This is a genomic window from Nocardia sp. alder85J (genome assembly GCF_020176955.2).
GTDB lineage: Bacteria > Actinomycetota > Actinomycetes > Mycobacteriales > Mycobacteriaceae > Nocardia.
Window position 1 is genome coordinate 490721 of the sequence record NZ_JAIUCZ020000007.1, and the last position, 23559, is coordinate 514279.

Annotated in this window: 15 protein-coding genes; 9 read left to right on the top strand and 6 right to left on the bottom strand. The window is 68.7% G+C overall.

All coding sequences use genetic code 11. From position 1 onward, the window contains the following. Nucleotides 1-6 precede the first annotated feature (6 nt). The gene (locus LBW94_RS28085) at nucleotides 7-1866 is read right to left on the bottom strand and encodes an FHA domain-containing protein (RefSeq protein ID WP_225060287.1); all 1860 of its coding nucleotides are present in this window, start codon (nucleotides 1864-1866) and stop codon (nucleotides 7-9) included. Between the two features lie 228 nt (nucleotides 1867-2094). Between LBW94_RS28085 and LBW94_RS28090 the strand changes: the two genes are divergently transcribed. The 3 genes from LBW94_RS28090 (at nucleotide 2095) to LBW94_RS28100 (ending at nucleotide 6184) form a co-directional block, all read left to right on the top strand. Further along, the gene (locus tag LBW94_RS28090) at nucleotides 2095-3231 is read left to right on the top strand and encodes a hypothetical protein (protein ID WP_225060288.1); all 1137 of its coding nucleotides are present in this window, start codon (nucleotides 2095-2097) and stop codon (nucleotides 3229-3231) included. A 38-nt stretch (nucleotides 3232-3269) separates the two neighbouring features. Then, the gene (locus tag LBW94_RS28095; protein WP_225060289.1) at nucleotides 3270-4475 is read left to right on the top strand and encodes a hypothetical protein; all 1206 of its coding nucleotides are present in this window, start codon (nucleotides 3270-3272) and stop codon (nucleotides 4473-4475) included. Nucleotides 4476-4546: 71 nt separating this feature from the next. Continuing rightward, on the top strand, nucleotides 4547-6184 hold the full coding sequence (locus LBW94_RS28100) for a type VII secretion-associated protein (RefSeq protein WP_266272276.1): 1638 nt from the start codon (nucleotides 4547-4549) through the stop codon (nucleotides 6182-6184). A 42-nt stretch (nucleotides 6185-6226) separates the two neighbouring features. Here LBW94_RS28100 and LBW94_RS28105 read toward each other — a convergent pair whose 3' ends face one another. Then, the gene (locus LBW94_RS28105; protein WP_225060291.1) at nucleotides 6227-7345 is read right to left on the bottom strand and encodes a metallophosphoesterase; all 1119 of its coding nucleotides are present in this window, start codon (nucleotides 7343-7345) and stop codon (nucleotides 6227-6229) included. A 360-nt stretch (nucleotides 7346-7705) separates the two neighbouring features. On the opposite strand from LBW94_RS28105, the gene LBW94_RS28110 reads away from it, so the two are divergent. From LBW94_RS28110 to LBW94_RS28125, 4 genes are all read left to right on the top strand, one after another. Then, nucleotides 7706-8917, top strand: coding sequence for a hypothetical protein (locus tag LBW94_RS28110; RefSeq protein WP_225060292.1), 1212 nt, complete (start codon nucleotides 7706-7708; stop codon nucleotides 8915-8917). 10 nt (nucleotides 8918-8927) lie between these two features. After that, nucleotides 8928-10175 carry a hypothetical protein gene (locus LBW94_RS28115; protein WP_225060293.1) on the top strand — a complete coding sequence of 416 codons (1248 nt, stop codon included), beginning with the start codon at nucleotides 8928-8930 and terminating at the stop codon, nucleotides 10173-10175. Between the two features lie 5 nt (nucleotides 10176-10180). Continuing rightward, entirely contained in the window at nucleotides 10181-11404 is a 1224-nt protein-coding gene (locus LBW94_RS28120; protein WP_225060294.1) for a hypothetical protein, read from the top strand. A 71-nt stretch (nucleotides 11405-11475) separates the two neighbouring features. Beyond that, complete coding sequence (locus tag LBW94_RS28125; RefSeq protein ID WP_225060295.1) at nucleotides 11476-13002, top strand: serine/threonine-protein kinase; 1527 nt, start codon at nucleotides 11476-11478, stop codon at nucleotides 13000-13002. A gap of 68 nt (nucleotides 13003-13070) precedes the next feature. On the opposite strand, the gene LBW94_RS28130 is transcribed toward LBW94_RS28125, so the two are convergent. The 3 genes from LBW94_RS28130 to eccCa form a co-directional block, all read right to left on the bottom strand. Further along, a complete protein-coding gene (locus LBW94_RS28130) occupies nucleotides 13071-13382 on the bottom strand; it encodes a WXG100 family type VII secretion target (protein ID WP_225060296.1) in 312 nt (103 codons plus the stop codon). 44 nt (nucleotides 13383-13426) lie between these two features. Next, entirely contained in the window at nucleotides 13427-13741 is a 315-nt protein-coding gene (locus LBW94_RS28135; RefSeq protein ID WP_225060297.1) for a WXG100 family type VII secretion target, read from the bottom strand. 144 nt (nucleotides 13742-13885) lie between these two features. Next, nucleotides 13886-17914 carry a type VII secretion protein EccCa gene (gene eccCa, locus LBW94_RS28140; protein WP_225060298.1) on the bottom strand — a complete coding sequence of 1343 codons (4029 nt, stop codon included), beginning with the start codon at nucleotides 17912-17914 and terminating at the stop codon, nucleotides 13886-13888. Between the two features lie 250 nt (nucleotides 17915-18164). Between eccCa and eccD the strand changes: the two genes are divergently transcribed. Together eccD and mycP are read left to right on the top strand one after the other, a co-directional pair. Further along, the gene (eccD, locus tag LBW94_RS28145; protein ID WP_225060299.1) at nucleotides 18165-19640 is read left to right on the top strand and encodes a type VII secretion integral membrane protein EccD; all 1476 of its coding nucleotides are present in this window, start codon (nucleotides 18165-18167) and stop codon (nucleotides 19638-19640) included. A 227-nt stretch (nucleotides 19641-19867) separates the two neighbouring features. Next, nucleotides 19868-21226 (top strand): type VII secretion-associated serine protease mycosin, encoded by a 1359-nt coding sequence (mycP, locus tag LBW94_RS28150; RefSeq protein ID WP_225060314.1) that lies wholly within the window; start codon nucleotides 19868-19870, stop codon nucleotides 21224-21226. A 745-nt stretch (nucleotides 21227-21971) separates the two neighbouring features. Here the strand turns inward: mycP and eccB are convergent. Next, nucleotides 21972-23471: a type VII secretion protein EccB gene (gene eccB / locus LBW94_RS28155; protein WP_225060300.1), complete on the bottom strand. Its 1500-nt coding sequence runs from the start codon at nucleotides 23469-23471 to the stop codon at nucleotides 21972-21974. Between the last annotated feature and the right edge of the window lie 88 nt (nucleotides 23472-23559).

Consider the following 23559-nt stretch of genomic DNA (forward strand, 5'->3'; position numbering starts at 1 on the left):
GTTTCGTCAGCCGAACGGCGGCGGCGCGGCCGGCTCCAGGCGCAGCATCCGGTTGCCGAGCATGACCTCCGCACCGAACACCAGCGTCAGCGGCTGATTCGGTTGCAGCCGAATCCAATCCCGATAGCCGGGCAGCCGGGCGCGGGTGCCGTTGGTGGAGCCGCGGTCGACGATCATGACATCCCAATTGGTGAGCCGGATCTCGGCGTGCGCGCGGGACATGCCACCGGAGGCGTCCTCGATCCGCCAGGGCAGCAACCCTTGTCGCGCGGGCTCGGAGTTCTCCGGGTCGCGGCCGAGCACCGCGTCCGCGACCACCGGGAAGACCGTGCCGTCGTCGAGCACCAGCACGCCCAGCGGGGGCCGCAGCACCTCGATCAGCTGCTGCGTCTGGTCCACCGGCATACCGCAGACGGTGCAGAACGCCGCCCGCGGGTCGGTGGGATGCGCTCGCGCACAGGTGAATCCGAGCACGTTGGCGGTCAGTTTGGTGGCCTTGGTGGTCTCCTCGATGCGGCGTTCCAGATCCGGATCCGGCGGCGGCGACGGGTTGGTGCCCGCACGCGACGCCACCGGACGCGGGGCCGACAATTCGGTCTGCTCCAGGAACGGGTCGAAGGCCGGGCCGCCGGCGTAGGCCGCCCCCTCGGGCTGGTCCACCGGCGGCAGCTGATCGGTCGGTGGCAGCTGATCGAACGACGGTTGCCGGTCCGGCCGGTGCCCGGAATCCACCAGGGGCCGCTGGCCCGTCGGCGGCAACTGATCCTGCGGCGGCCGCTGCCCGGTCGGCGGCAGCTGATCCACCAACGGCCGCTGGCCGGTCGGCGGCAACTGGTCCACCAACGGCCGCTGGCCGGTCGGCGGCAACTGGTCCACCAACGGCCGCTGGCCGGTCGGCGGCAACTGATCCGCCGGTGGCCACTGATCGGCCCCTGGCTGATCGGCCCGCTGCCACTGGTCGGCCGACGCCTGCTCCGCCTGCGACCACTGATCGGCCGGCGGGAGCTGGTCCGCCTGCGATCGCTGGCCGGTCGGCGGCAGCGGGTCCGCCACCGATCGGTGATCGGCCGGTGGGAGCTGATCCAGCGGCTGACGCTGCCCCGGCGGCTGGTCGGCCGGTGCCCGCTGGACCGGCAGCGGGTACTGATCGACCGGGGGGAGCTGGCCGGTCAGGCTCGGACGATTCGTCGCCGTGGGCAGGATGATCGGAGCGAGCTGCACCACCTGGTGCCGGGCGCCGGTCTCCGGCCGGGCGACGAGATCGGGCTGGACCGCGATCTCGGGCTGCACACCGGTTTCCGGCCGGGCCCGGTCCCGAGCGCGGGAGCGCTCCCGTTCGAACCACACGATCGCCGCCGCGGCCGGGGCCACCCCCTCCACCAGGGAGCCGATGCCCCGCACCGGCAGGTCGGGCAACCGGCCCGGCGAATCGTCGGCGAACAGCACCGCCGCCTGCTGCGGCGCCGCCACCACCCGATCGACGGTGAAGGCCGCGTCCACCCCGCGCAGATACTCGGTGCCCCGCTCGCCGGCCAGCAGTGCGGTCACCGCGCCGTGCAGGAAGATGGCCAGCCCGTCACCGTCGGCCCGGGACAGGATGCCCAGCTGGATCGGCTGCCCGCCGGTCAGCTGTTCCGCATCGCGCATCAGCCACTGGGTGGCCGCGCGGGCCACCGACCGGCCCGGCCCGGCCGGATCGTGCTCGGCCGCCTCCGATACCAGCTGGGCCAGGGCCTCGGCCACCCGCATCTCGGTCGAATCCGCTGTCACCGCGCCCGCTTCGGGCCGCGCGACGAGCACGATCGCCCCCGCGACACGCACCACGACGTGCCTGCCCGGGACAATCTCGACCTGCTGATCCAGCAATCGAATCAGCTCCCGTTGCCGGCACGTGCCGTCCTCACCATAGGAACCAGGTTAGGGCATCCCGGCAGGGGCCCCGGAATTCGAGTGGTCGCCCTCGGCCCCCACGCTCGGGTAAATTTCTAAGGCAGGAAAGCAGCAGGAACGGGGGCGGTCGCCTTGCACCGCAACATTCGCACACCACTCGTCCTCGCCGGTGTCGCCGTGGTCGCACTCTTGTCCGGCTGCGGCGTGACGGGCACTCCGACCGCGAGCGAGATCGACGTCCGCACCCTCGACGTCGGCCCGTACCCGGTCGACCGGCATCACTACGACCAGGCCGGCGGCGCCAAAGGCGCACTGCTGGAAGGCATGCGGATGTCGGCCGCGGTGGTGCCGACCATCCGCGTCGACGCCTCGCTGAACGTCGGCCAGGGCGGCCGGGTCATCGTGGACAGCCGCGATGCCACCGCGCACCTGCTGGCCGGGGTCTCCCGTCCGGCACTGGACCGCAACAAGCTGGTGACCGGCTATGTCACCGCCGGCGCCGACCGGGCCGACCCGCCGGGCGCCGACGGCCCGGGGCCGGGCGCGACCGCCGTCACCACGCTGGTGCTGCGCTTCCCGGACGCCACCGCCGCCAAGCAGGCCGCGACCCAGCTCGAGGATTCCGATTTCGGCGTCGCACCGGACCTCAACCGCAAACTCACGCTGCCGCAGTACCCGAGCGCCTATATCCACTACCGACCGGGCATCGCCAGCATCGGAACCTTCATGGCGCAGAAGGAATTCGTGATCTCGCTGTTCATCCAGCGGCCCGCCGCCGACGAGGCCGACCTGCTCGGCTGGGTGCGCAAGACGCTGGACGCGCAGGTTCCCGTGCTGGACCGGTTCGAGGCCACCCCGCCGGATCGCCTCGGCGCGCTGCCGGTGGATCCCGAGGGCCTGCTGGCCCGGACGGTGGTGAAGGACCGCTCCGACCGCACTCCGGACCCGGATCGGTTCGCCTACTACGGCGCCCCGGCCATGATCGACATCTCCGGCGACGAGACCACCCGGCAGCAACTCGTCGACGACACCGGCCTCGACGGGCTCGCCGTCGCCGACGGCAGTTCGGTGCTGCGGGTGCGCGACGCGGCCGCGGCCGGACGGCTGGTCGACGGCCTCGCGGCCTCCGCGGGCCCGGAATACGATGCCGCCGAGGCGCCGAACACCGTCCCCGGCGTGAAGTGCTTGCAGCTCAACGCCCGTGGCGACGCCACACACGAGAACCGTTACCGCTGTTACGTTCCCTACCATCGCTTCGTGCAGGTGATCAGCACCGACGACGCGGCCGACGTGCGTTATCGGGTGGCAGCGGCCTATGCCCTGCTGGCCAACAACTTCTGACCCGTCCTGTTCCGCCGCCGAGATATCCGGGGTCCGAGATGGTTTGTTCGCCGCTTCTTCGCCTCGTCATCGCCTGCGCCTGCGCCGCCGCACTGACCGCGTGCACCCATCCGGGTCACCCGCTGCCCGCCGAGATGGATGTCCGCACACTGGATGTCGGCACCTATCCGGTCGACCGCCACCACTACGACCAGAACGCCGGCAGCAACGGCGGCCTGCTCGAGGCGATGCGCATGTCGGTCGCGGTAGTGCCGAGCGTCCGCATCGATCCGAAGCTGGACGTCGGACTGGAATCCGGCGCCGACACCGAGGACGACTCCGGCAACTACCTCGCCGACGCGGACAAACCGGTCCTCGACCAGTACAACCTGATCGGCGGATTCGCCACCGTCGGCGCCGATCGCGGCGTCCCGCCCGGCGGCACCGACCCCGGCCCCGCCGCCACCGTCGTGCGCAATCTGGTGCTGCGGTTCCCCGACGCGAACACGGCGAAGCGGGCCGCCTCGGCGCTGGAGACCGCCGACTTCCTGGTGGCCCCTGATCAGAACCAGCCGCTGAACCTCTCCCGCTATCCGAACGCCGACATCCACTACCGGCCGGGCGTCCCCACCGTCGGCGCCTTCCTGGCGCACGACGAGTTCGTGCTCGCGCCGTACATCCAGGCCCCGGTGGCCGATCCGGCGGTCCTGCTGAATCTGGTGCAGCAGACCTTCGATGCCGAGATCCCGGTGCTGGACACCTTCCAGCCGACGCCGACACCCCAGGTGAGCACGCTCCAGGTCGACCCGGACGGCCTGCTCGCCCGGGTGCTGGTCACCAACCGGGACAATCGGACACCCGATCCGATCAATTTCGCCGTCTACGGTCCCGTGGCGCTGGTGTCCGGCGCCGACGACGAACCCACCGTGCAGACCGCGGTCGGCGACGCCGGTGTCGACGCAGTCGCGCTGGTCGACGACGGCCGGGTGATCCGTGCCCGCGACCCGGCGGCCGCGACCCGGCTGGTCGGGGGCCTGGTCGGCGCCCGCACCGCCGGATACGTCACCGCCGGACCGCTGGGCAGCCCCGTCCCCGGTGTCAGCTGCCTGCAACGCGGCAGCCGTGGCGTCACCACCGGACCGGGCCCGAAATATGTCTGCTACCTGGCCTATCGGCGCTATGTCGCCGAGGTGTCCAGCGACGACGACACCGATATCCGGCAGAAGACGGCCGCCCAGTACGCCCTGCTGGCCAACAGCATGTGAACCCGGCCGGACCCGTCCGGTGACCGGTTATGCTGCCTGGACCGTTGCATCGATCGGACAGGGGGCCGAGCGTGTCGATCGTCGATGTCGTCCTCACCGATTCCCGGCTGTGGGCCCGGGGTTTCTCGGCGTCGCCGGACGACCCGCCGAGCCCGGCCGAAACCCTGCGCGACCTACCGAAGTCGCAGCGGCACACCATGATCGGCCGACCGCACGGGGAGGGCCGATCCGCGCACGCGCGGATCACGGACTGGGACGGGCCACCGTCGATCATGCCCGCGAGTGACGGCACGAATTTCGTGGTGGGGGCGCCCTTGCGGCCGCCCTCCCCGGCGGTGTCGGTGGTCCGGATGGCCGAAGCCGCCCGGATTGCCTTCGATCCCATTCGCGCACAGGATAATTCACCGATCCCCAGCTGGACGGAGGCCGTCTCGGAGGTGCTGGCGGCGCTGCCGGCGAACCTGCGCCTGCCGCCGCCGTGCCGGCGGCTGTCAGTGGTGACACCGACGCACTGGGGCACCCGCCGGCACCGGGCCGTCGAGGCCGCGGCCCGCCGCCTCACCGCCGATGTCGTCGTGGAACCGCTTGCGCTGCGGGCGGTCTCGCTCGGTGCGAGCACCGGTCCGGCACAGCGTGTGGTGGTGCTGGAGCTGGATCCGCTGACCACCACCGCCACCCTGGCCGGCCGGTCCGGCACCCGGACCTGGATCGAAGCCTGTGAGCACGAACCCGCCTTCGGGACCGACGACCTGCCCGCGGCGCGCGACGCCGCCCCGATCGCCGCGATGCTGGCCCGGCTTCCGGAACTCGACCGAGCGGATCACGTACTGCTGGTGGGCACGACGGCCGCGAGCATCCGAGCGGCTGTCCGCACGGCGCTCGCCGGTGTGCCCGGCTGCCCGGTGGACGTCCGGACGATATCCGGCGCGGACCTGTTGCTTCCCGGCGATCACCCGGAACATCGTGCGGGAGGGGCCTTTTCCTCACCGCGCGGCCGCGGCGAGGGTCGCGGCCCGGTCCGCCTCGGCCGGACACCGTGGCGGAACGGATCACTGCGGGACCACGCCGCCGCGCTGCACGGCCCGCCCACCCGCCGCAGGTGGTGGCGGGTAACCGCGGCCGCCGTCGCGCTCGTCGTGATCGCCGCCGCCGCGACGGCGATCGCGCACCATCGATCCGCCGCCCGACCGGTACCCGCGGCCGCCGCCTCGCAACCCGCCACCGCACCGGCGCCCGCGGCCGCCTCGTCATCCGCTACCCCGGAACCGGCCGCCACGAACACCGCCGCCCCGGGCCGGTGGCTGTCGGACCGGGTATGGGCCGAGGTCCCGACCGGCTGGCACCAGGCGGACGCGCAGACCGGGTCACGCGTCGATCTGGTCCCGGACAACGCTGTGCGACAACGCATCACACTGATCCAGCGACCGCTGGCCGTCGGCGCGAGCCCCGGCGACGTCGCCGACACCCTGGCCGGGCAGATCGCCCGGCGGCCACCCGGAACCGTCGGGGAACTGCACCGCGACACCGCCTTCGGCGACCATCGCGGCCTGTCCTACGAGGAGTTCCCCGGCGACGGCACCACCGTGCGCTGGCAGGTACTCATCGACTCCGGCGTCCAGGTCAGCGTCGGCTGCCAGTACGAATCCGGATCGGCACCACCGGAGGAAGCCTGCGAGAGTTTCGTCCGCAGCGTCCGCGTCGGGCCGTAGCGGTTCCCACCGCGGGGAATCAGCGGTCCGCGCTGGGCGGAATCAGCGCTCCGCGCTGCGCAGCACGAGGACGGTGATCTCACTGGGCGCGAACACCCGCAACTGCGGTCCCCAGAAGCCGGTGCCGCGACTGGTGTACAGCTGGGTGTCGCCGTGCCGGCTCAGCCCCGCGACGACCGGCTGATCCAGGCGCACCAGATAGTGGAACGGCCAGATCTGGCCGCCGTGCGTGTGCCCCGAAATCTGCAATGCCACACCGGCTTCCACGGCGGCGGTGATCTGCTTGGGCTGATGGGCCAGCAGCAGCACCGGCGCCGCCGGCGCATCGGCCAGCGCCGCAGCGAGATTCGGCCCGTGGCCGGGCAGTCCGGTACCGGTCGGATCGTCGATGCCCGCCAGCACCAGCCGGTCGCCGCCGCGCTCGACCACCTCGTGCTGGTTGTGCAGCGGCTGCCAGCCCAGTGACCTCATGTGTTCGATCCAGCCGAGCGCATCCCCGAAATACTCGTGGTTGCCGGTGATGTAGAACCGGCCGAATTCGGCGGACACCTTGCCCAGCGGATCCACCTGACGGCTGCGCTTCGCCACCGAACCGTCCGCGAGATCGCCGGTGTGACAAGCGATGTCGGGGTGCTGCGCATTCACCACCTCGACCACGCGCTCCGACCAGCGCAGCCGGTTCGTCGCCGCGTAGTGGGTGTCGGTGAGCAGCGCCACCCGCAGCCCGTCCAGCCCGCGCCCGAGCCCGGCGATCGGCACCTCGACCGTCCGCACCCGCGGCACCCGCCGCGCCTCGAAGATCCCGTACCCCACCAGTGCCACGGACACGGCGAGCACACCCCAGGCGACGGGCCCCGCGGCGCCGTGCACCCCGGCCACCGCCAGCACGGCGCGCAGCACCACGCCGAGCACCGACCAGGTGAACAGCACCCACCCGACACCGAGCAACGTGTCGCCGACGAGCGAGGCGGCGTCCGACTCCGCCGGCCCGTGCCCGAGCAGCATGCCCGCCGGCAGCGCGGCACAGGCGAGCAGGAACAGCGCCGAACCGATCCAGAACAGCGGGCCGGCGGCGGCCGAGCCGACCAGCACCCACCAGGGGACGGCGAACAATACCGCCGGAATCAAGACGAACAGCAGCACGCGGGGGACGAAATTCACCAGGTCATCCTCGTCGAGGGGGGAATTCCGACAGTAGCAGCCCGGACCGGGCGGTCGCCGCCGCCGAATTCGTCCACCGTCGTCCACACCCCACCACCGGCCATATCCACGAGCGCCGCGGCGGCCGGTTCGATACGCTCGGGCCCGGTGGATCGGCTCCCACGGCCGGGACACGGGGAGGGATGTGGTGACTACACAAGGGTCACCGGCGTGCGCCGCGCGCCGGATGAGGCCGACAGAGCAAAACTTCCGGGATGAGCGACTCGGCTCGCGATCCGGGCCATCCGAATCAACCGCTAGGTCGGTTTCATCGGTCGCGACTGTCGTAGGATGCCGCGAGACCTAGCGGAGGGGGAGGACATGACACTCATTGCCGAGTCCCGGATCGCCAGGGCGGCCGGTGCACTGCTCGCCGCGGGAGCGATCCTGTCGGCCGCGACCGCCTGCGGCGCCGATGTCTCCGGGCACCCCGTGCGGCAGGCATCCGATGCCTCCGCCTTGGACGTGGGGAACTATCCGATCAAGCCGCGGGTCGTCCCGCATGCGAAAACCTTGAAGCAGGCCCGAACTCGCGAGGCACAGCGGCTGGCCGATTTCGTGGCGCTGCCCTCGGAGGCCGATCCGGCCTACACCGACGACGATATCGGGCTGTCGCAGCACCTCGTGCTCAACCAGAAGGGCATGGGCAAACTCGTCATCAACGACACCTTCGACGACGTCGCCAAGGATCTGGTCGCGGGCTGGCAGACCGCCATGGCGACGAAGTCCGACCCCAACGGTCAGACCAAGCAGTTGCATATGGCGGTGCTGGAATTCCCCAGCGCGGCGATCGCCGCCGATGTCGGGCCGACCCTGGAACACGACGATTTCACGTACAACGTCGACAACGTCGCGGTCGGACTGCCGAATCACCCGGACGGCAAGGCACATTGGCGTCCGGCCATCTCCTCGATCGGTTCCTGGACGGTGCACGACCGGTATGTGGTCTTCATCAAGCTCGTCGACGACACCACCGCGCCGGATCTGCCCGCTCTGGTGTCCCAGACCGAGCATATGATCGACACCGAACTCCCGCTGCTCGACAAGTTCACACCCACTCCGTCCGACCAGATCATGAACATCGACATGGATCCGGATGGGTTGCTGGGCCGGACCCTGCCGACGAATCCCGACTTTCCCCTGCGCGCCGACCCCGACGGTGTGTACACCGGTCGCGGCGCGACCAGTGGAATGCAGTCCGGTGACCTGGATTTCCTGAAGACCGGGGATCTGGACCTCATCGCCTTCGGCGACGGCGGCGTATTCCGCAGCCGCACCGCAAAGGGCGCGCTGGCGTTGTGGCAGGACGATCAGCCCTCCACCCATCTCACATCGACCCAGCGGATGGACGATCCCCCCAAAGGCCTGAACGCCAGGATCGAGTGCTACTCCGACCTCACCGAGCAGGGTGCCACGATCATGAATCTCTGTGTGATGCAGGTGGACCGCTACCTGGTGCAGACCGCGGCGAAGAATGTGCAGGACCTCTATCAGAAGACCGCCGCTCAGTACATTCTCCTGACGGCCGCGTGAAAGAGGCCGGATGATGGATACTCTCGAACCCCGTACCAAGCGATTCCTCGGGGCGATCTCGGCATTGGCACTGATCGTCCTGATCACCACCGTGACCGTGCAGGGCTGTTCGCCCGGCGTGACCGGACATGCCCGGCCCGGTCTGACCACCGTCGACATCACCAAGCTGCGCACCGGATCGTTCGCCACCCAGCCGACCGCCTACAAGCCGAGATACAACGACGATTCGGGCGATTTCCGGATGATCGAATCGCGGCGCATGCTCGGCTATCTGGTCCACCCGTTCGACGTCGACCCGGACGACACGGCGCCCTCGACGGTGAAACTCATCTCCTCCAGCACCGACATGACCGCCGACGACGGCATCCCCAAGGTCTTCGCCCCGATCGGTGAGACCTACCAGGTGCTGGCCGGGGCCTACGTGTCCCGGACCAACGGCAATCTCCGGAGCCGGAAGAAGGTGATCTCCGGGCTGCTGCGTTTCCCCACCGAGGACGCGGCCCGCCAGGCCGCCGATCAGTTCGGCCGGATCGAGAACGATTCCAATCCGGGCCGGCACCCGCTCACCATCGACAATCATCCGGACGCGCATGCGAGTTCACCCGAGGACGCCGCCGCGACGGCATTCATCGCACACGGACCGTACGTGTTCATCGCGAGTACCCGGATTCCCACTCCGGATCAGCATGCCCTGGCCGTACTGACCGGCAGGACCATCGACCTCCAGTTCGCCAAGATGGAGAAGTTGCAGCCGACCCCGCTGGACGATCTGCTGGACCTGGATGCCGACCCGAGCGGCCTGATGCGCCGGGCCGCGCCGCGCGCGAAGGACTACAGCGATCCGTTCACGGACACTTTCGATTTCGGCATCTACGATCCGGCCGCCGAATTGCACTACGAGCGCAATCCGATCGATGTCCGCAACGCCTTCCGCGACGACGGTGTCGACGCCGTCGCGCGGCGCGCCGGAGTGCTCTACCGGACCCGTGATCTGGCCGCCTCGTTCCGCTTGCAGCAGACGCTGACCGAAACCGGTAAGAACGACGACCTGCTGGATCCGCCGCCCGGCCTGCCGGACGCCACCTGTGTGCGACTGGATGCGAGGGATTCGAACCGGATGTACGACGCCTTCTGTGTGGTCGTGTACGACCGATACGTCGCCGCCGTGTTCGATCGGTTCCCGATGGCCCGGCCCAGTCCCACCGGGCTGTACGAACGCGCCGCCGCCCAGTACGCGATCCTCGCGAGGAGCGAGTGAAACCCATGCAACCTGCCGGACACCGCACCCGTACCGTCCTCGCCTGCGCCACCGCCGTAGCCGTCCTGATCACCGGCGCCGCATGCGGCGGCCACGAGAACACAGCCGCCGGGCCGCCGATCATCGATGTCTCGAAGATCGATTCCGGGAACTATCCGGGCACGCCGGTCGACATCGAGAAGACCCGGACCGACGATTCGGGCTATGTCCGCGAGGCGATCCGGATCGGCGGCGTCGTGCCGCTGGCCATGGACGTGGACAGCAGATTCATCTACGAGCCGCACCCCTCCTATGCCCGGAATCTCGCCGCGAAGAACCATCCCGTGTACTTCGGCATCGGAGTCGACGACAATTTCAACGCCGTCGCACCGGGATTGGTGGTGGGCTGGACCACCACCGGGCAGCGCCGCCTGGATTCGAGCATGGGCCGGGTGCTGAACATGGACACACTGCGCTTCACCGACGCCGACCACGCGGCCGCGGCCGTCAAGAACATGTCGAGTCAGGTGCCGAGCCGACCGGTCACCCTCACCGGCTACCCGGCCGCCACCGCGATCGTCACCCAGAACAGCGTCGGCTACAACATCCTCACGGTGTGGTGCCTGCGCAACGATCTGCTGTTGATCCTGCAATTGGTCGATCCGGTCAGCATCCCCTTCGATGTGGCGCCGCTGGCCGATATCGCGAAAAATGCTCTGGACAAATGGAATTCGGCGATAGCGGGCTATTCCGAGACGCCGGCGGACAAGTTCGCCGCACTACCCCTCGATGTCGACGGAATGCTCAGCCGCACATTGCCGTTCGACAAGGACGCACCGCCGGGGGGAATGGACCCGGAGGGGGTGTACCCGCGGCAGGCGGCACTGCATTCCGCCAATCGCCCGGATCTGGTGAAGGCCGCCTTCGACGATGCCGGCGTCGACGAGATGTCCGCCGCGGCGACACAGATCTACCGGACCCGCGACGCCGCCGCGGCAACCCGGCTGGCCGCCGCCCTGGCGAAGGAGCACGACGATGTCTGGGTTCCCATGGACGGCCCGCCGAACATGCCCGGCGTGCACTGTTTCAAGCAGCCGGACAGCAAGGACACCGATTGGAACGCCCCGCCCACCTGTTTCGCGATCTACGATCGCTACGTCGCCGCGGTCGACTCCCTCAACATCCAGGAGCTCTACCAACGCACCGCGGCACAGTACAAGTTGCTCGCCTACGGGCACGGCGGCAAATGAACGCCACACTCGTGCCGAACCGGTCAGCTTGCTAGATTCCATGCGTCGAGCGTGAATACGAGGAGGATCGAATGCCGTTGCAGCCCGGCGCGATCGTGGGTGGCTATCAGGTGCTCGGAATCCTGGGCAGCGGCGGAATGGGCACGGTGTATCTGGCCCGTAATCCCACGCTACCGCGCCGCGACGCCCTGAAAGTTCTGAGCGCCGAACTCTCGCACGACCCCGAGTTCCGGGCCCGTTTCGAACGGGAGGCGAATCTCGCTGCGGGACTGGATCATCCGAACATTGTCGCCGTGTACAACCGCGGCGAGGAGAACGGCCAGCTCTGGATTGCGATGCAATTCGTGGAGGGCATCGACGCCGCCGAGGAGGCCCGGAAAGGCCCCGCGGTCATGACCGCGCAGCGGGCCCTGCGCATCGTGTCGGAGGTCGGGAAGGGACTCGACTACGCGCACCGCCGCGGCCTGCTGCACCGGGATGTGAAACCGGCGAATTTCCTGCTGTCGCACAGTGCCGGCGAGGAGGAGGAACGGGTCTTCCTCACCGATTTCGGCGTCGCGAAATCCGCCGAGGACGGTCAGGATCTGACCTCCACCGGGCAGTTCATGGCCACCGTCGCCTACGCGTCGCCGGAGCAGCTCACCGGCGACGTCCTCGATCACCGCTCCGACATCTACAGCCTCGGTTGTTCCTTCTATCGGCTGCTCACCGGCCAGAATCCGTATCCGGCCACCGCACCGGCCCTGGTCATGATGGGCCACCTCAACGACCCGCCGCCGCGGGTCAGTGCGATCCGTGGCGATCTGCCGCCCGCGCTGGATCACGTCATCGCGCGAGTGATGGCGAAGCATCCGGCCGACCGCTACGGCAGCTGCCGGGAATTCGTCCAGGACGCCGAAGCGGCGATGTACGGGATGCCGCGCGGCTATCAGCCGCAGTCGCAGGGTTACGCCACCGATCCGCGGGTCAGCATCAACGGTTTCCGGCAGCGTTCCGACGAGACCGCGGCCCGGGTGGCCGGCACCGTCCCCGGGGCCTCGCCCGAGCGAACCACCCGGTCCCGGCGGCCGTGGATGATCGCCGCCGCCGCGGTGGTCGCGATCGTCGCGGCCGCGGGCATCTTCTTCGCCGTCCAGGGCGGCGGAGACTCCTCGGGCGGCAACGGCGGTGATCAGCTGAGCCAGGTCCGCAGCAAATATCCGCAATTCGACGGGAAGACCGTCACGGCGTTCAATCTGGGCGATTCCCTGCTGTCGGTCGATCTCACGCCCAGCGACCAGTCGAAGTTCCTCCAAAGCCTCGGCTTCCGCTACAACGACACCTACAAGGCGGTCGGTGACGAGAAATCGCCACGGCAGCTGTCGTATTCGGGCCTGGTCGATGTGAGCCACAGCGATGTGATCATGATCCTGCGCACCGACAGTCAGGCCGGCAACGGCGGTTTGCGGGGCGTGCCCTCCAGCCTGCTCACCAGCTCCGCGACGATCGTGGTCGTCGACGATCCCGCCACCATCCAGGCCTTCCAGGTCTGGACCGACCAGTCGACCGACACCCTCGTGGACAAGATGGTCCCCACCATCGCCAAATCGGTGAAATAGCCTGCCGGATACGACGAAGGGGCCGCGGCACCGGTGAATCCGATGCGCGCGGCCCCTTCGCCGACGTGTCAGGCACCCATGAAGATCTGAGCGTTCCCGTTGTCCGTCGACTGCATGTGCGCATTGCCCTCCTGCACGGTGGCACCGAGTTTGCGCAGCGTTTCCTGCAGTTGGTTCGAGCGGTCCTGCCACTTCGCGTGCATCGCGTTGAACGAATCGTTCGCGGCGCCGTCCCAATCAGTTCCGGCGACCGAGGCGACCTTGTCCTTCAATTCCTCGATCGCGGACAGGATCTTCCCGGCCGTGACCTGGATATCGATCGAATGCGAGTCCACCGCGGAGAAATTGTGGAAGATCTCGCCGGTTGTTTCCCCAGCCATTTTCAGCACCTTTCGGAGAATGGAAAAAAGTCTGTCGGTGAGATTCAGAGGCCCTTGAGGGAGGCCGCGGCGCTGTTCAGCGAATCCGACAGCAAACTGTCCGCGTTCGTCACCTTGACGGAGGCGTCCTTCACGTTGTCCGCGTGCTGCTGCAACGCGTTCACCATGGCCGACGCCTCGTCTCGGTAGTCCTGGATGACCCGGTCGAAGATCATCCGGGCCTCGGGGGACCGCCAATTCGCGACCAGATTTTCCTTCTGGACCTCGAGCGCCGCCAGCAGGCCGTCGATCTCCGCACGCTTGTCGGCCATATAGGTCGACAGACCGACAACCTGTTCCGTCTGCTTCATACCGGCCATTTGCTACTCCTAACGGTAATGAACGGGCTACATCCGATCCTTTCGGAACAGATCGTCCATGTCACCCGAATCTGTCGTATAGATGCTTCGACGCACGAAGCGCCCGGACGGTTCCGGCGCCGTTCGTATCACAGGATACGCACATCATGCCGGTGTCCACGCCGTCTGAATGAGATCAATTCCATTTCGAGTCACCAAAGTGCCGCGGCCGTCGGGCATGGCACTGGGCCTGACACCTCCGATCAGATTTCCCTCCTCTCGGCTGCCGCTCATCACGAGACCGGCGCTGGCCAAGTCCTTCAATCGAGATATCACCGGGTCGTACATCGCGCGGGCCGCCCCGCCCGAACGCCGCGCGACGATCAGATGCAGGCCGAGATCCCGGGCCAGCGGCAGGAATTCGACCAGGACCGACAACGGATTACCGGTGGAGGTGGCCACCAGGTCGTAATCGTCGACCACCACGAACACCTCCGGACCGGTCCACCAGGACCGGTCCCGCAACTGTTGCGGGGTGACGTTCGCATCCGGCATCCGGCGTTGCAGCACACCGACCAGATCGGTGACGTTGGTGGTCAGCATCTGCGCCGACGAGGCGTAGGCGGCCTCGTTCGGTATTCCCGCGAGATCGATCAGACTGCGCCGATAGTCGGACAGGATGATCCGCGCCTGATCCGGGGTGTTCACCGCGCAGATACCGGAGACGATGGTGCGCAGCAACGTGGACTTGCCGCACCGGGTGTCGCCGAACACCAGGAAATGCGGGCTCTCCACGAAGTCCAGGAATACCGGCGCGAGTTCGGACTCGTTGATACCGATGGGAACCAGCGAGTTCCGGGGCCGGCTGTCGACCGGACCGGACTTCACCAGGTCCAGCAACGCGGTGCGCGCCATGAGTTCCGGCAGCATCCGCACCGCCGGCGCCGGCCGGGCGCGGTTCGCGGCCGACACCGTCCGCACCGCCGCCACCACCGCGGTGCCGAGGCTCGCCGGATCGGAACTGCCGTCGATGCGCGGCAGCGCGGTCAACATGTGCAGGCCGTCGCGGGTGATGCCGCGCCCCGGCCGGCCGATCGGGACCAGCGAGGCGATCTTGCGGCCCAGATCCGAATCCATCGGATCGCCGAGCCGCAATTCGACCCGGGTCATGATCTGATCCTTCAGCGCCGGGCGCGCCTGGGCCCAGCGGTTGAGCGCGATCACGACGTGCACGCCGTAGGACAGGCCCTGCATCGCCAGATTCATGATCGAACTCTCGAGGCCCTCGAAATCCTCACGGATCGAACCGAATCCGTCGATCACCAGGAAGACGTCACCGAACGGATCCTCGTGCACGCCCGCGGCCGCCGGACTGCTCGCCGGGTCGGTGGCCCGCAGCCGCCGGAACTCCGACAGGTCGATACCCAGTGCCCGGAACCGCATTTCGCGCTGCCGGACGATGGTCGTCATCTCCGCCACGGTCCGGCGCACCTTGTCGACGTCCTGCCGGCTCGCCACCGAGCCGACGTGCGGCAGGCCCTCCAGCGCGGTGAGCGTGCCGCCACCGAAATCGAGGCAGTAGAACTGCACTTGTTCCGAGGTGTGCGTCAGCGCCATCGACAGGATCAGGGTGCGCAGCACCGTCGACTTGCCCGACTGCGGACCGCCGACCACCGCGACGTTGCCCGCGTTGGTGGACAGATCCACCAGCAACGGGTCGCGGCGCTGATCGTAGGGCCGGTCGACGATGCCGATGACGGCCCGCAGCGTCGTGGGCGGATTGTAATCGCCGGTCAGCAGGCCGCGCGGCACCAGCGCGTCCAGCGTCGGCGCGGCGCCCAGCGGCGGCAGCCAGATGGCGTGCGCGGGCCGGCCGTGGCCGCGGATGCGCGACACCATCATCGGCAGGTTGGCGATCTTCTCGCTCTCCTCCTGCGCGTCCTCGACGATCGCCGGCGTCGAGGGCACCGGCAGCCGGTCGCTGTCCCGGAAGGCCACCACCCCGGCCGTGAACGGCCGTGCGGTGACATCGATCTCGCCGCCGATGACATCCGCGGTCGTCACCTCGCGCTGCGCACCGGCGCCCAGGTACGGGCCGGAGACGTACGCCGCCTGGAACCGCTGGATCTCCCCGGAATCCGCCTTCAGATACCCGCCGCCGGGATTGGCAGGCAGGTTGTAGGCGTCGGGCACGCCGAGCACCTGCCGGGATTCGTTGGCGGAGAACGTCTTCAGGCCGATCCGATAGGACAGGTGTGATTCCAGGCCCTTGAGCCTGCCTTCCTCCAGCCGCTGCGAGGCCAGCAGCAGATGCACGTGCAGCGACCGGCCCAACCGGCCGATCTGCAGGAACAACTCCGCGAAATCCGGGTGCTGGGACAGCAGTTCGGAGAATTCGTCGAGCACCACGAACAGCGCGGGCAGCGGATCGAGTTCGGCGCCCGCGGCGCGGGCCTTCTCGTATTCGCTGACGTTCGCGAAATTGCCGGAGGCGCGCAGCAATTCCTGGCGGCGGTTCATCTCGCCGGCCAGCGCGTCGCGCATGCGCTCGACGAGATCGGCCTCCTCCTCCAGGTTGGTGATGATGGCCGCGACGTGCGGCACCCCCTCCAGCCCGAGGAAGGTGGCGCCACCCTTGAAGTCGACCAGCACCAGATTCAGCTGATCCGGCGAATGCGTGGCCAGCAGCGACAGCACCAGCGTGCGCAGGAATTCCGACTTGCCCGAGCCGGTGGCGCCGATGCACAGGCCGTGCGGGCCCATGCCGTTCTCGGCGGCCTCCTTGATGTCGATGAACACCGGCAGCCCGTCGGCGCCCACCCCGAACGGCACCCGCAGCCGGTCGCGGCCGTAGCGCGGCCGCCAGGCGGATTCCGGGTTGAACACACCGATGTCGCCGAGGCCCATCAGCTGCGCCCAGGAGGAGATCACCTCCCCGCCGCTCTCCTCGATCGCCGCCTCACCGCCGCCGCGTATCAACGGGGCCCGGTAGGGGGCCAGCCGCCGCGCCGTCTGCTCGGCCTGCCGCACGCTGATCCGGTCGATGATCGCGAAGCGTTCCATGTTGCCGGTGGCGCCGCGGCCGACGCAGTCACCGTTCTCGATGACCATCTGGATGCCGCGCGACACCGCCAGGCGCGGCGCGTAATGACAGAGGTCGACGATGGTGACGCCCTCGAACCCGGACTCGCGCAGCGGATCCTCCTCCGCCTCCAGCAGTCCGCCGTCGACCACGATCACCACGTGCACCAGGTTCTGGTTGGCGGGCTGATTACGCGAGTACCGGGCCCGGTTGTGCAGCAACGGCGACAGCCCGGCGCTCATCTCCCGGACCGATCCGTACACCATGCGCTCGGTGCCGATCCCGTCCTGGGTCTCCGGATGCTGGGTGTGCGGCAGCCATTTGGTCCATTCCCATTCGCGCGCGGTGTCGGCGCCGCAAACCACCGCCACCAGCACCTGGTCCGGGGCCTGGAACATGCACAGCTGCAACAACATCGCCCGGGTCATGTCGCGGGCCTCGGCGCGGTCGCCGTTGAGCTGGATGGCGGCGAAACCCTTCACCGCGATGGCGGTGGGCAGATCCGGCACCGTGGAATGGGTGCGGACGAAGCGGCGCAACGAGACCGCCGCGATCGGCTCCAGCTCCTCCACCGGCCCGGTCTCCGGCGAGACCAGCCGGGTGGCCAGTCGCTGGCCGCCCAGGCCGATCCGCGCATGACAGAAGTCCTTGTCGCCCGGCCGCCGCTCCCACATCCGGCTGGTACCGGCCAGCATCCAGACCAGACCGGGCTCGGGATGACTCCACTCGACCGCGGCGCGCTGCTGTGTGGCGGTGTCCTCCACATCCTTGCGGACCTGATCGAGGTAGCGCAGATAGTCCTTGCGGTCCTCGTTGGCCTCCGCGGCCTTCTGTCCCCGGCCGCCCTGCCCGGCGAACATGCCGACCATCGAGAAGACCATCATCATCGGGAACATCATGCTCATCGGGTTGGAGGCGATGCCGCCCCCGCGGGTGAACATGATCGCCATCATGCCGATCATGCCGACGACCATCACGAACGGCATCAGCTTCGACAGCAGGCTGCTGGGAATCGCGCGCGGAATCTCCGGAGGCGGTTGCAGAGTCACCTCGCCGCCCGGAATGCGCGGAACCTCCCGTCGCTGCCGGCGCTGGAACCGAACTGTGCTCATCGGACGAGACGTCCCCCTGTCATTTCTTCCCCTGGTTCACTACTGCCCCTTGTACGTTCACCGCTGCCCCGGGTTAACTACTTCCCCTTTTCACCACTACCCCTTTTCCACCGCTGTGCCGCGAGCTCAGTGTAGTGGCAGCTGCCACGATGACGTACAGTTCGGACAGCATCCAGCACGTGAACCCCGGTCGGCCACAGCACATGACGTCGGCGGAAACCCGAGGTAGACGAGAAGGTTGGGGGAAGGCGTGACCCAAGCACGACTGGACCATGTGGAAGGGGATTCCACCCGCGGCATCGTCCGCGCACCGGATCTGGCCCGGGTGACGATCCTGGCCAAACACACCCAGGTGGACATGGCGATTCCGGTCGATGTGCCGGTGGCCCTGGTCATCCCCAGTGTCGTGGACATGGTCGCGCAACACAGCCGCAGCAACGACTTCGACCACACCGGAGAGCAGTTCGAGCCCGCGGAATGGGTGCTCGCGCAGATCGGTCGGCCGCCGTTCTCCAGTTCGCTGAGCCTCGGCGAGCACGGGGTGCGCGACGGTGAACTGCTGATGTTGCAGAGCGCCGACCATGTCGCGCCGCCACCGCTGTTCGACGACATCATGTACAACGTCGCCATCGCCGACGCCGATCACTTCCGCGCCTGGTCGCCGCGGGTCGCGCAGATCACCGGTGCGATCGTGGCGGTGCTGGCGATGCTGGTCGGTTCCGCGGGCCTGCTGGCCGCGCCGACGGCGATGCCGGGCTGGATCACCGGTTCGGTGGCCGCGCTGGTGGCACTGCTGCTGGTCGTCGCCGGGATCATCTTCGCGCGCATGTACGCCGATCCGGGCACGGCGACCGTGCTCGGCGGCTGTGCGCTGCCGAGCGCGTTCAGTGCGGGCATGCTCATCGTGCCGCTGCAACACGGGCACTACAGCTGGGCCAACATCCTGCTCGGCGCGGTGCTGACCGGTGCGGTCGCGGTGCTGGCCTGGCGGGTCGGCGGGGCCGGGTCGGCGCTGTTCATCGGCACCACCACGCTGGCGGTGTTCACCGTCCCGGCCGCGCTGGTCGGGCTGCTGACCACCCAGCCCGGCCGCGCGATCGGCGCGGGGGCGGCGGCGCTCGCGCTCGGCGCGCTGTCGCTGGCGCCGCGGGTGTCGATGCTGCTGGCGAAGCTGCCGCTGCCGCCGGTGCCCTCCCCCGGCACCCCGATCGACCCGACCGAGGACGATCCGGACGACCATCGCGCGCTGCCGACCATGGATGTGCTGCGCGGGAAATCCGAACGGGCCCGGATGTATCTGGCGGGGCTGGTGGCCGCGACCACGCTGGTGACGGTGACCGGCGCGCTCGCGGCCGCCGATCCGCAGGCATCGAGCCCGTACTGGCCGGGCATCGCGCTGGCGCTGGTGTGCGCGGCGGTGCTGTTGTTCCGCAGCCGCACCTATGCCGGGGCCGAGCAGGCGGTGGTGCTGCTGACCGGCGGCTCGGCGGTACTGCTGATCATGGCGGGGGTGGCGGCGTTCACGCTGCGCCAGCCGCTGGCGGTGTTCGGCGCGGCGATGGCGATGCTGATCGGGGCGTTGATCCTGGGGACCGCGGTGCCGCATCAGACCGCGACGCCGCCGTTGCGGCGAGCGGTGGAGCTGCTCGAGTACGCGTTCGTGGCGGCGGTGCTGCCGCTGGTGTTCTGGGTGGTCGAGTTGTACTCGCTGGTCCGTTCGCTGTGAACGGTTCGGCTCATGGCGGGTACGCCGATCGGGAACGGTACCGGCGCAGGGGTTTTCGGCGTAGGAACATGGGCCGGGAGCACGGGAGCGCGGCCTTGCAGCGCGGATGCAGGGATGTTCCGCCCGGCCGCACAGCCTTTCCGAACGCGCACATCGATCGTGCGCATGGACGCACGACATTTTCTCGCGGGCGCACGGGGTTGCGGGTGATCCTCGCGGCGCTGGTGCTGATCGGCGGTGTTTCGGTGGGTGGCGGTGGGGCGCTGGCGGACCGTCCGCCACCGGTTGTTCCGGGGCTGTTGCCGCCGGGGCCGCCGGTCGGGCCGCCGGAGGATACCGAGCAGCCTGCCAACGCACCCTGTGTGAGCACCGTGCCCGGCGGGGACGGGCCCGCGGTTCCGACGGCGCAGCGGGCGCTGAATCTCGACCGGGCCTGGCAGTTCTCGCGAGGTGGCGGGCAATTGGTGGCGGTGGTCGACACCGGGGTGGCGCGGCATCCGCGGCTGCCGGGGTTGATCGGTGGGGGGGATTACGTCGCGCATTCCGACGGGACCGAGGACTGCGACGGGCATGGCACCGCGGTGGCGGGGATCATCGCCGCGACGCAGGTGGCCGGGCAGGGGTTCGCGGGGGTGGCGCCGGACGCGACCATCCTCAGCATTCGGCAGTCCAGTGAGTTCTTCCAGGCCAAAGGGCGGTCGCAGCAGAAGAATCCGGAGGATCTGCCGGACGGGTACGGGAATACGCACACCATGGCGTGGGCCATTCGGCGGGCCGCCGATATGGGGGCGACGGTCATCAACGTGTCCGAGACCACCTGTCCCACCGGGCCGTTGCACGATGAGGATCTCGGCGCGGCGTTGCAGTATGCGGCAATCGACAAAAATGCTGTGGTGGTGGTCGCGGCTGGCAACAACGATGTGTGCCGGGGGACGAATCCGGTGCAGGATCCGGTGGATCCGGCTGCCGATCCGTGGAGCAAAATCAGTATGAATGTGTCGCCGGCGCGGTACGACCAGTACACGTTGTCGGTGGGGTCGGTGGATGTGAACGGGCAGCCCTCCAAGTTCACTGTGCCGGGGCCGTGGGTGGGGGTTGCCGCGCCTGGGGAGAACATCACCTCGCTGGATGTGAACTTCGCGGATCCGAACAGTCGGGGGACGGCTGTCGGGTTTGCCAAACGGGGGCAGCAGTCGGCTATTTCGGGGACCAGTTTCGCCACGCCGTATGTGGCGGGGGTGGCGGCGTTGGTGCGGGCTCGGTTTCCGCAGTTGAGTGCGCTGGAGGTGATTCAGCGGATCGAGGCTACGGCGCATGCGCCGGCTGAGGGGTGGAATCCGTATCAGGGGTACGGGACCGTTGATCCGGTTGCGGCGTTGACGGATGAAGTGCCGAATTCGTTGCCTGCCAAGCGGCCTGATGCTGCGCAGAGTTGGCAGTTGCCGGTGCCTCGGACTCCGGGGGCGGCGGATGATGAGGCTCGGAATGTGGCGTTGATCGGGACCGGGGTGATCGTGGTGTTGTTGGTGTTGGGGTATTTGGCTTCTTTTCCGCTGCGGCGGCGGTTCGGGGTGCGGGAGGATTGACGGGGGTGTCATTGGTATGCGGGGGTGAGCTGCCTTGTTTACGGTGTGGGGTCGGGGGGTGGGGGTGAGCCAGTGGAACGGTGACCGGGTGGTTCGGGCTTGCCAGTGGAACAGTGACCGGGTGGTTCGGGCTTGTATCTGGTTGCGGATGAGGGTTTGTCGGGGGTTGGAGGGCGAGCCAGTGGAACAGTGACCGGGGTGGTGCAGATTTGTATCTGGTTGCGGATGAGGGTTTGCCTTCTTGGTGGTGACCGGCTGTATTTTTGGCCTCCGCTTCGCTCCGGCGGGTTCTCGGCCCCTCAGTCTCGATTCTTCCCTCCTCCGCTCCTCCGCTTCGCTCCCCCGCTCCGTCAGTCCAGAATCGAGACGGGCCGAGAACATTCGGGGTATGCCTACTCGGTGGTGACCGGGCCCTCAGCGGGCGGGCCGAATGCCGGGCCTGCTTGGGGGTGACCGGGTTGGAGGGTGCGGCGGGAAGAGAACTCGAGGGTTCGGGGCTGCTTGGGGGTGACCGGGGTCGGAGGTGAGGCGGGCAACGAATTGGGGTGTCCGGCCTGCATGCTGGCGACCGGGACCTCAGCGGGCGGGCCGGGTGTCGGGGCTGTCTGCTGGTGGCACCGGCTCGGAGGTGGGGTGGGCAACGAACAGGCTTGTCCGGGGTGCGGATTGGTGACCGCGATACGGGGAGCCGGAACGGGATGTCCGGCCTGCTTGGTGGCCGGGGCCGGGGCGGGTGAGGCGAGGACTAGTTGGGGGCTGTGGGGGTGTCCTGTCTCGACTTCACCAACTGGCGGGCGGGGTTGGGGTCGGGGGCTACGCCGTCGTGGGCGACCATGGCTTCCTGGCGGCCCAGGGCTGGGCCTGCGGCTAGGAGGCCGACTATGGGCCAGGGGGCGGATTCGGGTTTGGCGTGTTCGGCGTCCATGCCGAGGGCTTTGCCTGCTTCGGCGTCTTTGATGCCGAAGCGGACGCCGGTGTCGGCGATGAAGAAGAGGCTGTCTCGGCGGGCGCTGTCGGGTTCGATGCCGGTGGTTTGTACGAAGATTCCGGAGCCGGGGGTCGAATAGAACTGGGCGGCACCGTGATCGGTTGCGTCTGCTTGGGCCAGGCGGGTCGGTAGGGCGTTGTCCGGGATGGGGAGGGCGTGGCCGGTGAGGACGGACAGGTCGGCGTGGCGGCTGTTGTCGGCCTTGTCGCCGCCGGTGAGTGGTTTCCAGGACAGGCAGCTCACGGGCTGGTCCTTGGCGTCCACTATCTCGGGGGCGGCGTCGGGGTATTTCGAGACCGCCAACTGGTCCACCACGTTGGTGTTGGAGCGGTCGAAGCCGGTGATCTGGGCGTCGGCGGTGGTGGCGGGGTTGGAGTTGCGGATGATGTCGGCGGTGAGGGGGGAGATCGGTTGCAGGCCGTCTCTGAGGACCACGTAGTTCTGGTTTTCGGTGGCGAGGAAGACGACGTCGCCGTTGCGGTGGCCGGCTACCGGTTTGGTCGGGACGCCGCCGGGGTCGGCGATCTTCGGGGCCACGATGGGCAGGACCTCGGGGATCGCGTTGAGGAGGCCCTCGCTGATGGGGCGGGGGGTGAAGCCTCGGATGCGCAGGGCGTCCACGACCGCGCGGGTGTTCATGTCGACTCTGGCGCGCTGGTCGTCGTAGATCAGGTACGTGGCCTCGCGGCCTTGGACCAGGAGCGCTTTGCCCTTGTCGAGGGTGGTGGCGCGGTCGCCGAGGGTGGGGGGGCCGGCTATGACGGTGTTGGTGAGGGCATTGCTGCCGTCGTTGCGGAGCTCGTCGCAGACGGTCCAGGTGCGGCTCTTGCCGTCGGTGCCGAAGTTCAGGGAGGCGGGGGCGCCGGGGATGCCGATCAGGGGGCCGCGTGGCTTCTTCGCGAGTTCGGATTCCTTGATCGATACCGCTTTGTCGGGGGCGCCGACGGCCAGGCGGGCCGAGGCCAGGTTCAGGGCGGGATGCACCACGCCGTCGATGACGGCGTAGACCGCGCCGGAGTCCTTGCCCAGCAGGATCTTGTTGTCGCCGATGGTGCCCTGCGGGCGGAGCAACGCGAGCACCCCGCAGCCTGCCAGCACCACGGCGCCGATGACCAGGCCGACGGTGTAGGCGCGCGACTGGGAGCGCATCGGGTCGTGCAGCATTCGGACGTCGCGGCGGACCAGAGCGTGTTCCATCCGCCGGACCAGGAAGCGATATCCGCTGATCTGCCAACGAGTGGTCGGCTTGGACGGCATGAGTCCTCCCCCGGACGGTGCTCAGGTTCGCTGAACACAGTACAGTTCAGACGACGTGAAGTTCAGCTCGGCCACCGGGATCGGGCCG

Bases quoted from the DNA above. Each gene is read 5' to 3' on its own strand.
- LBW94_RS28095 (WP_225060289.1), top strand. From the start codon at position 3,270: ATGGTTTGTTCGCCGCTTCTTCGCCTCGTCATCGCCTGCGCCTGCGCC.
- LBW94_RS28110 (WP_225060292.1), top strand. From the start codon at position 7,706: ATGACACTCATTGCCGAGTCCCGGATCGCCAGGGCGGCCGGTGCACTG.
- LBW94_RS28115 (WP_225060293.1), top strand. From the start codon at position 8,928: ATGATGGATACTCTCGAACCCCGTACCAAGCGATTCCTCGGGGCGATC.
- LBW94_RS28120 (WP_225060294.1), top strand. From the start codon at position 10,181: ATGCAACCTGCCGGACACCGCACCCGTACCGTCCTCGCCTGCGCCACC.
- LBW94_RS28125 (WP_225060295.1), top strand. From the start codon at position 11,476: ATGCCGTTGCAGCCCGGCGCGATCGTGGGTGGCTATCAGGTGCTCGGA.
- LBW94_RS28130 (WP_225060296.1), bottom strand. From the start codon at position 13,382: ATGGCTGGGGAAACAACCGGCGAGATCTTCCACAATTTCTCCGCGGTG.
- LBW94_RS28135 (WP_225060297.1), bottom strand. From the start codon at position 13,741: ATGGCCGGTATGAAGCAGACGGAACAGGTTGTCGGTCTGTCGACCTAT.
- eccCa (WP_225060298.1), bottom strand. From the start codon at position 17,914: ATGAGCACAGTTCGGTTCCAGCGCCGGCAGCGACGGGAGGTTCCGCGC.
- eccB (WP_225060300.1), bottom strand. From the start codon at position 23,471: ATGCCGTCCAAGCCGACCACTCGTTGGCAGATCAGCGGATATCGCTTC.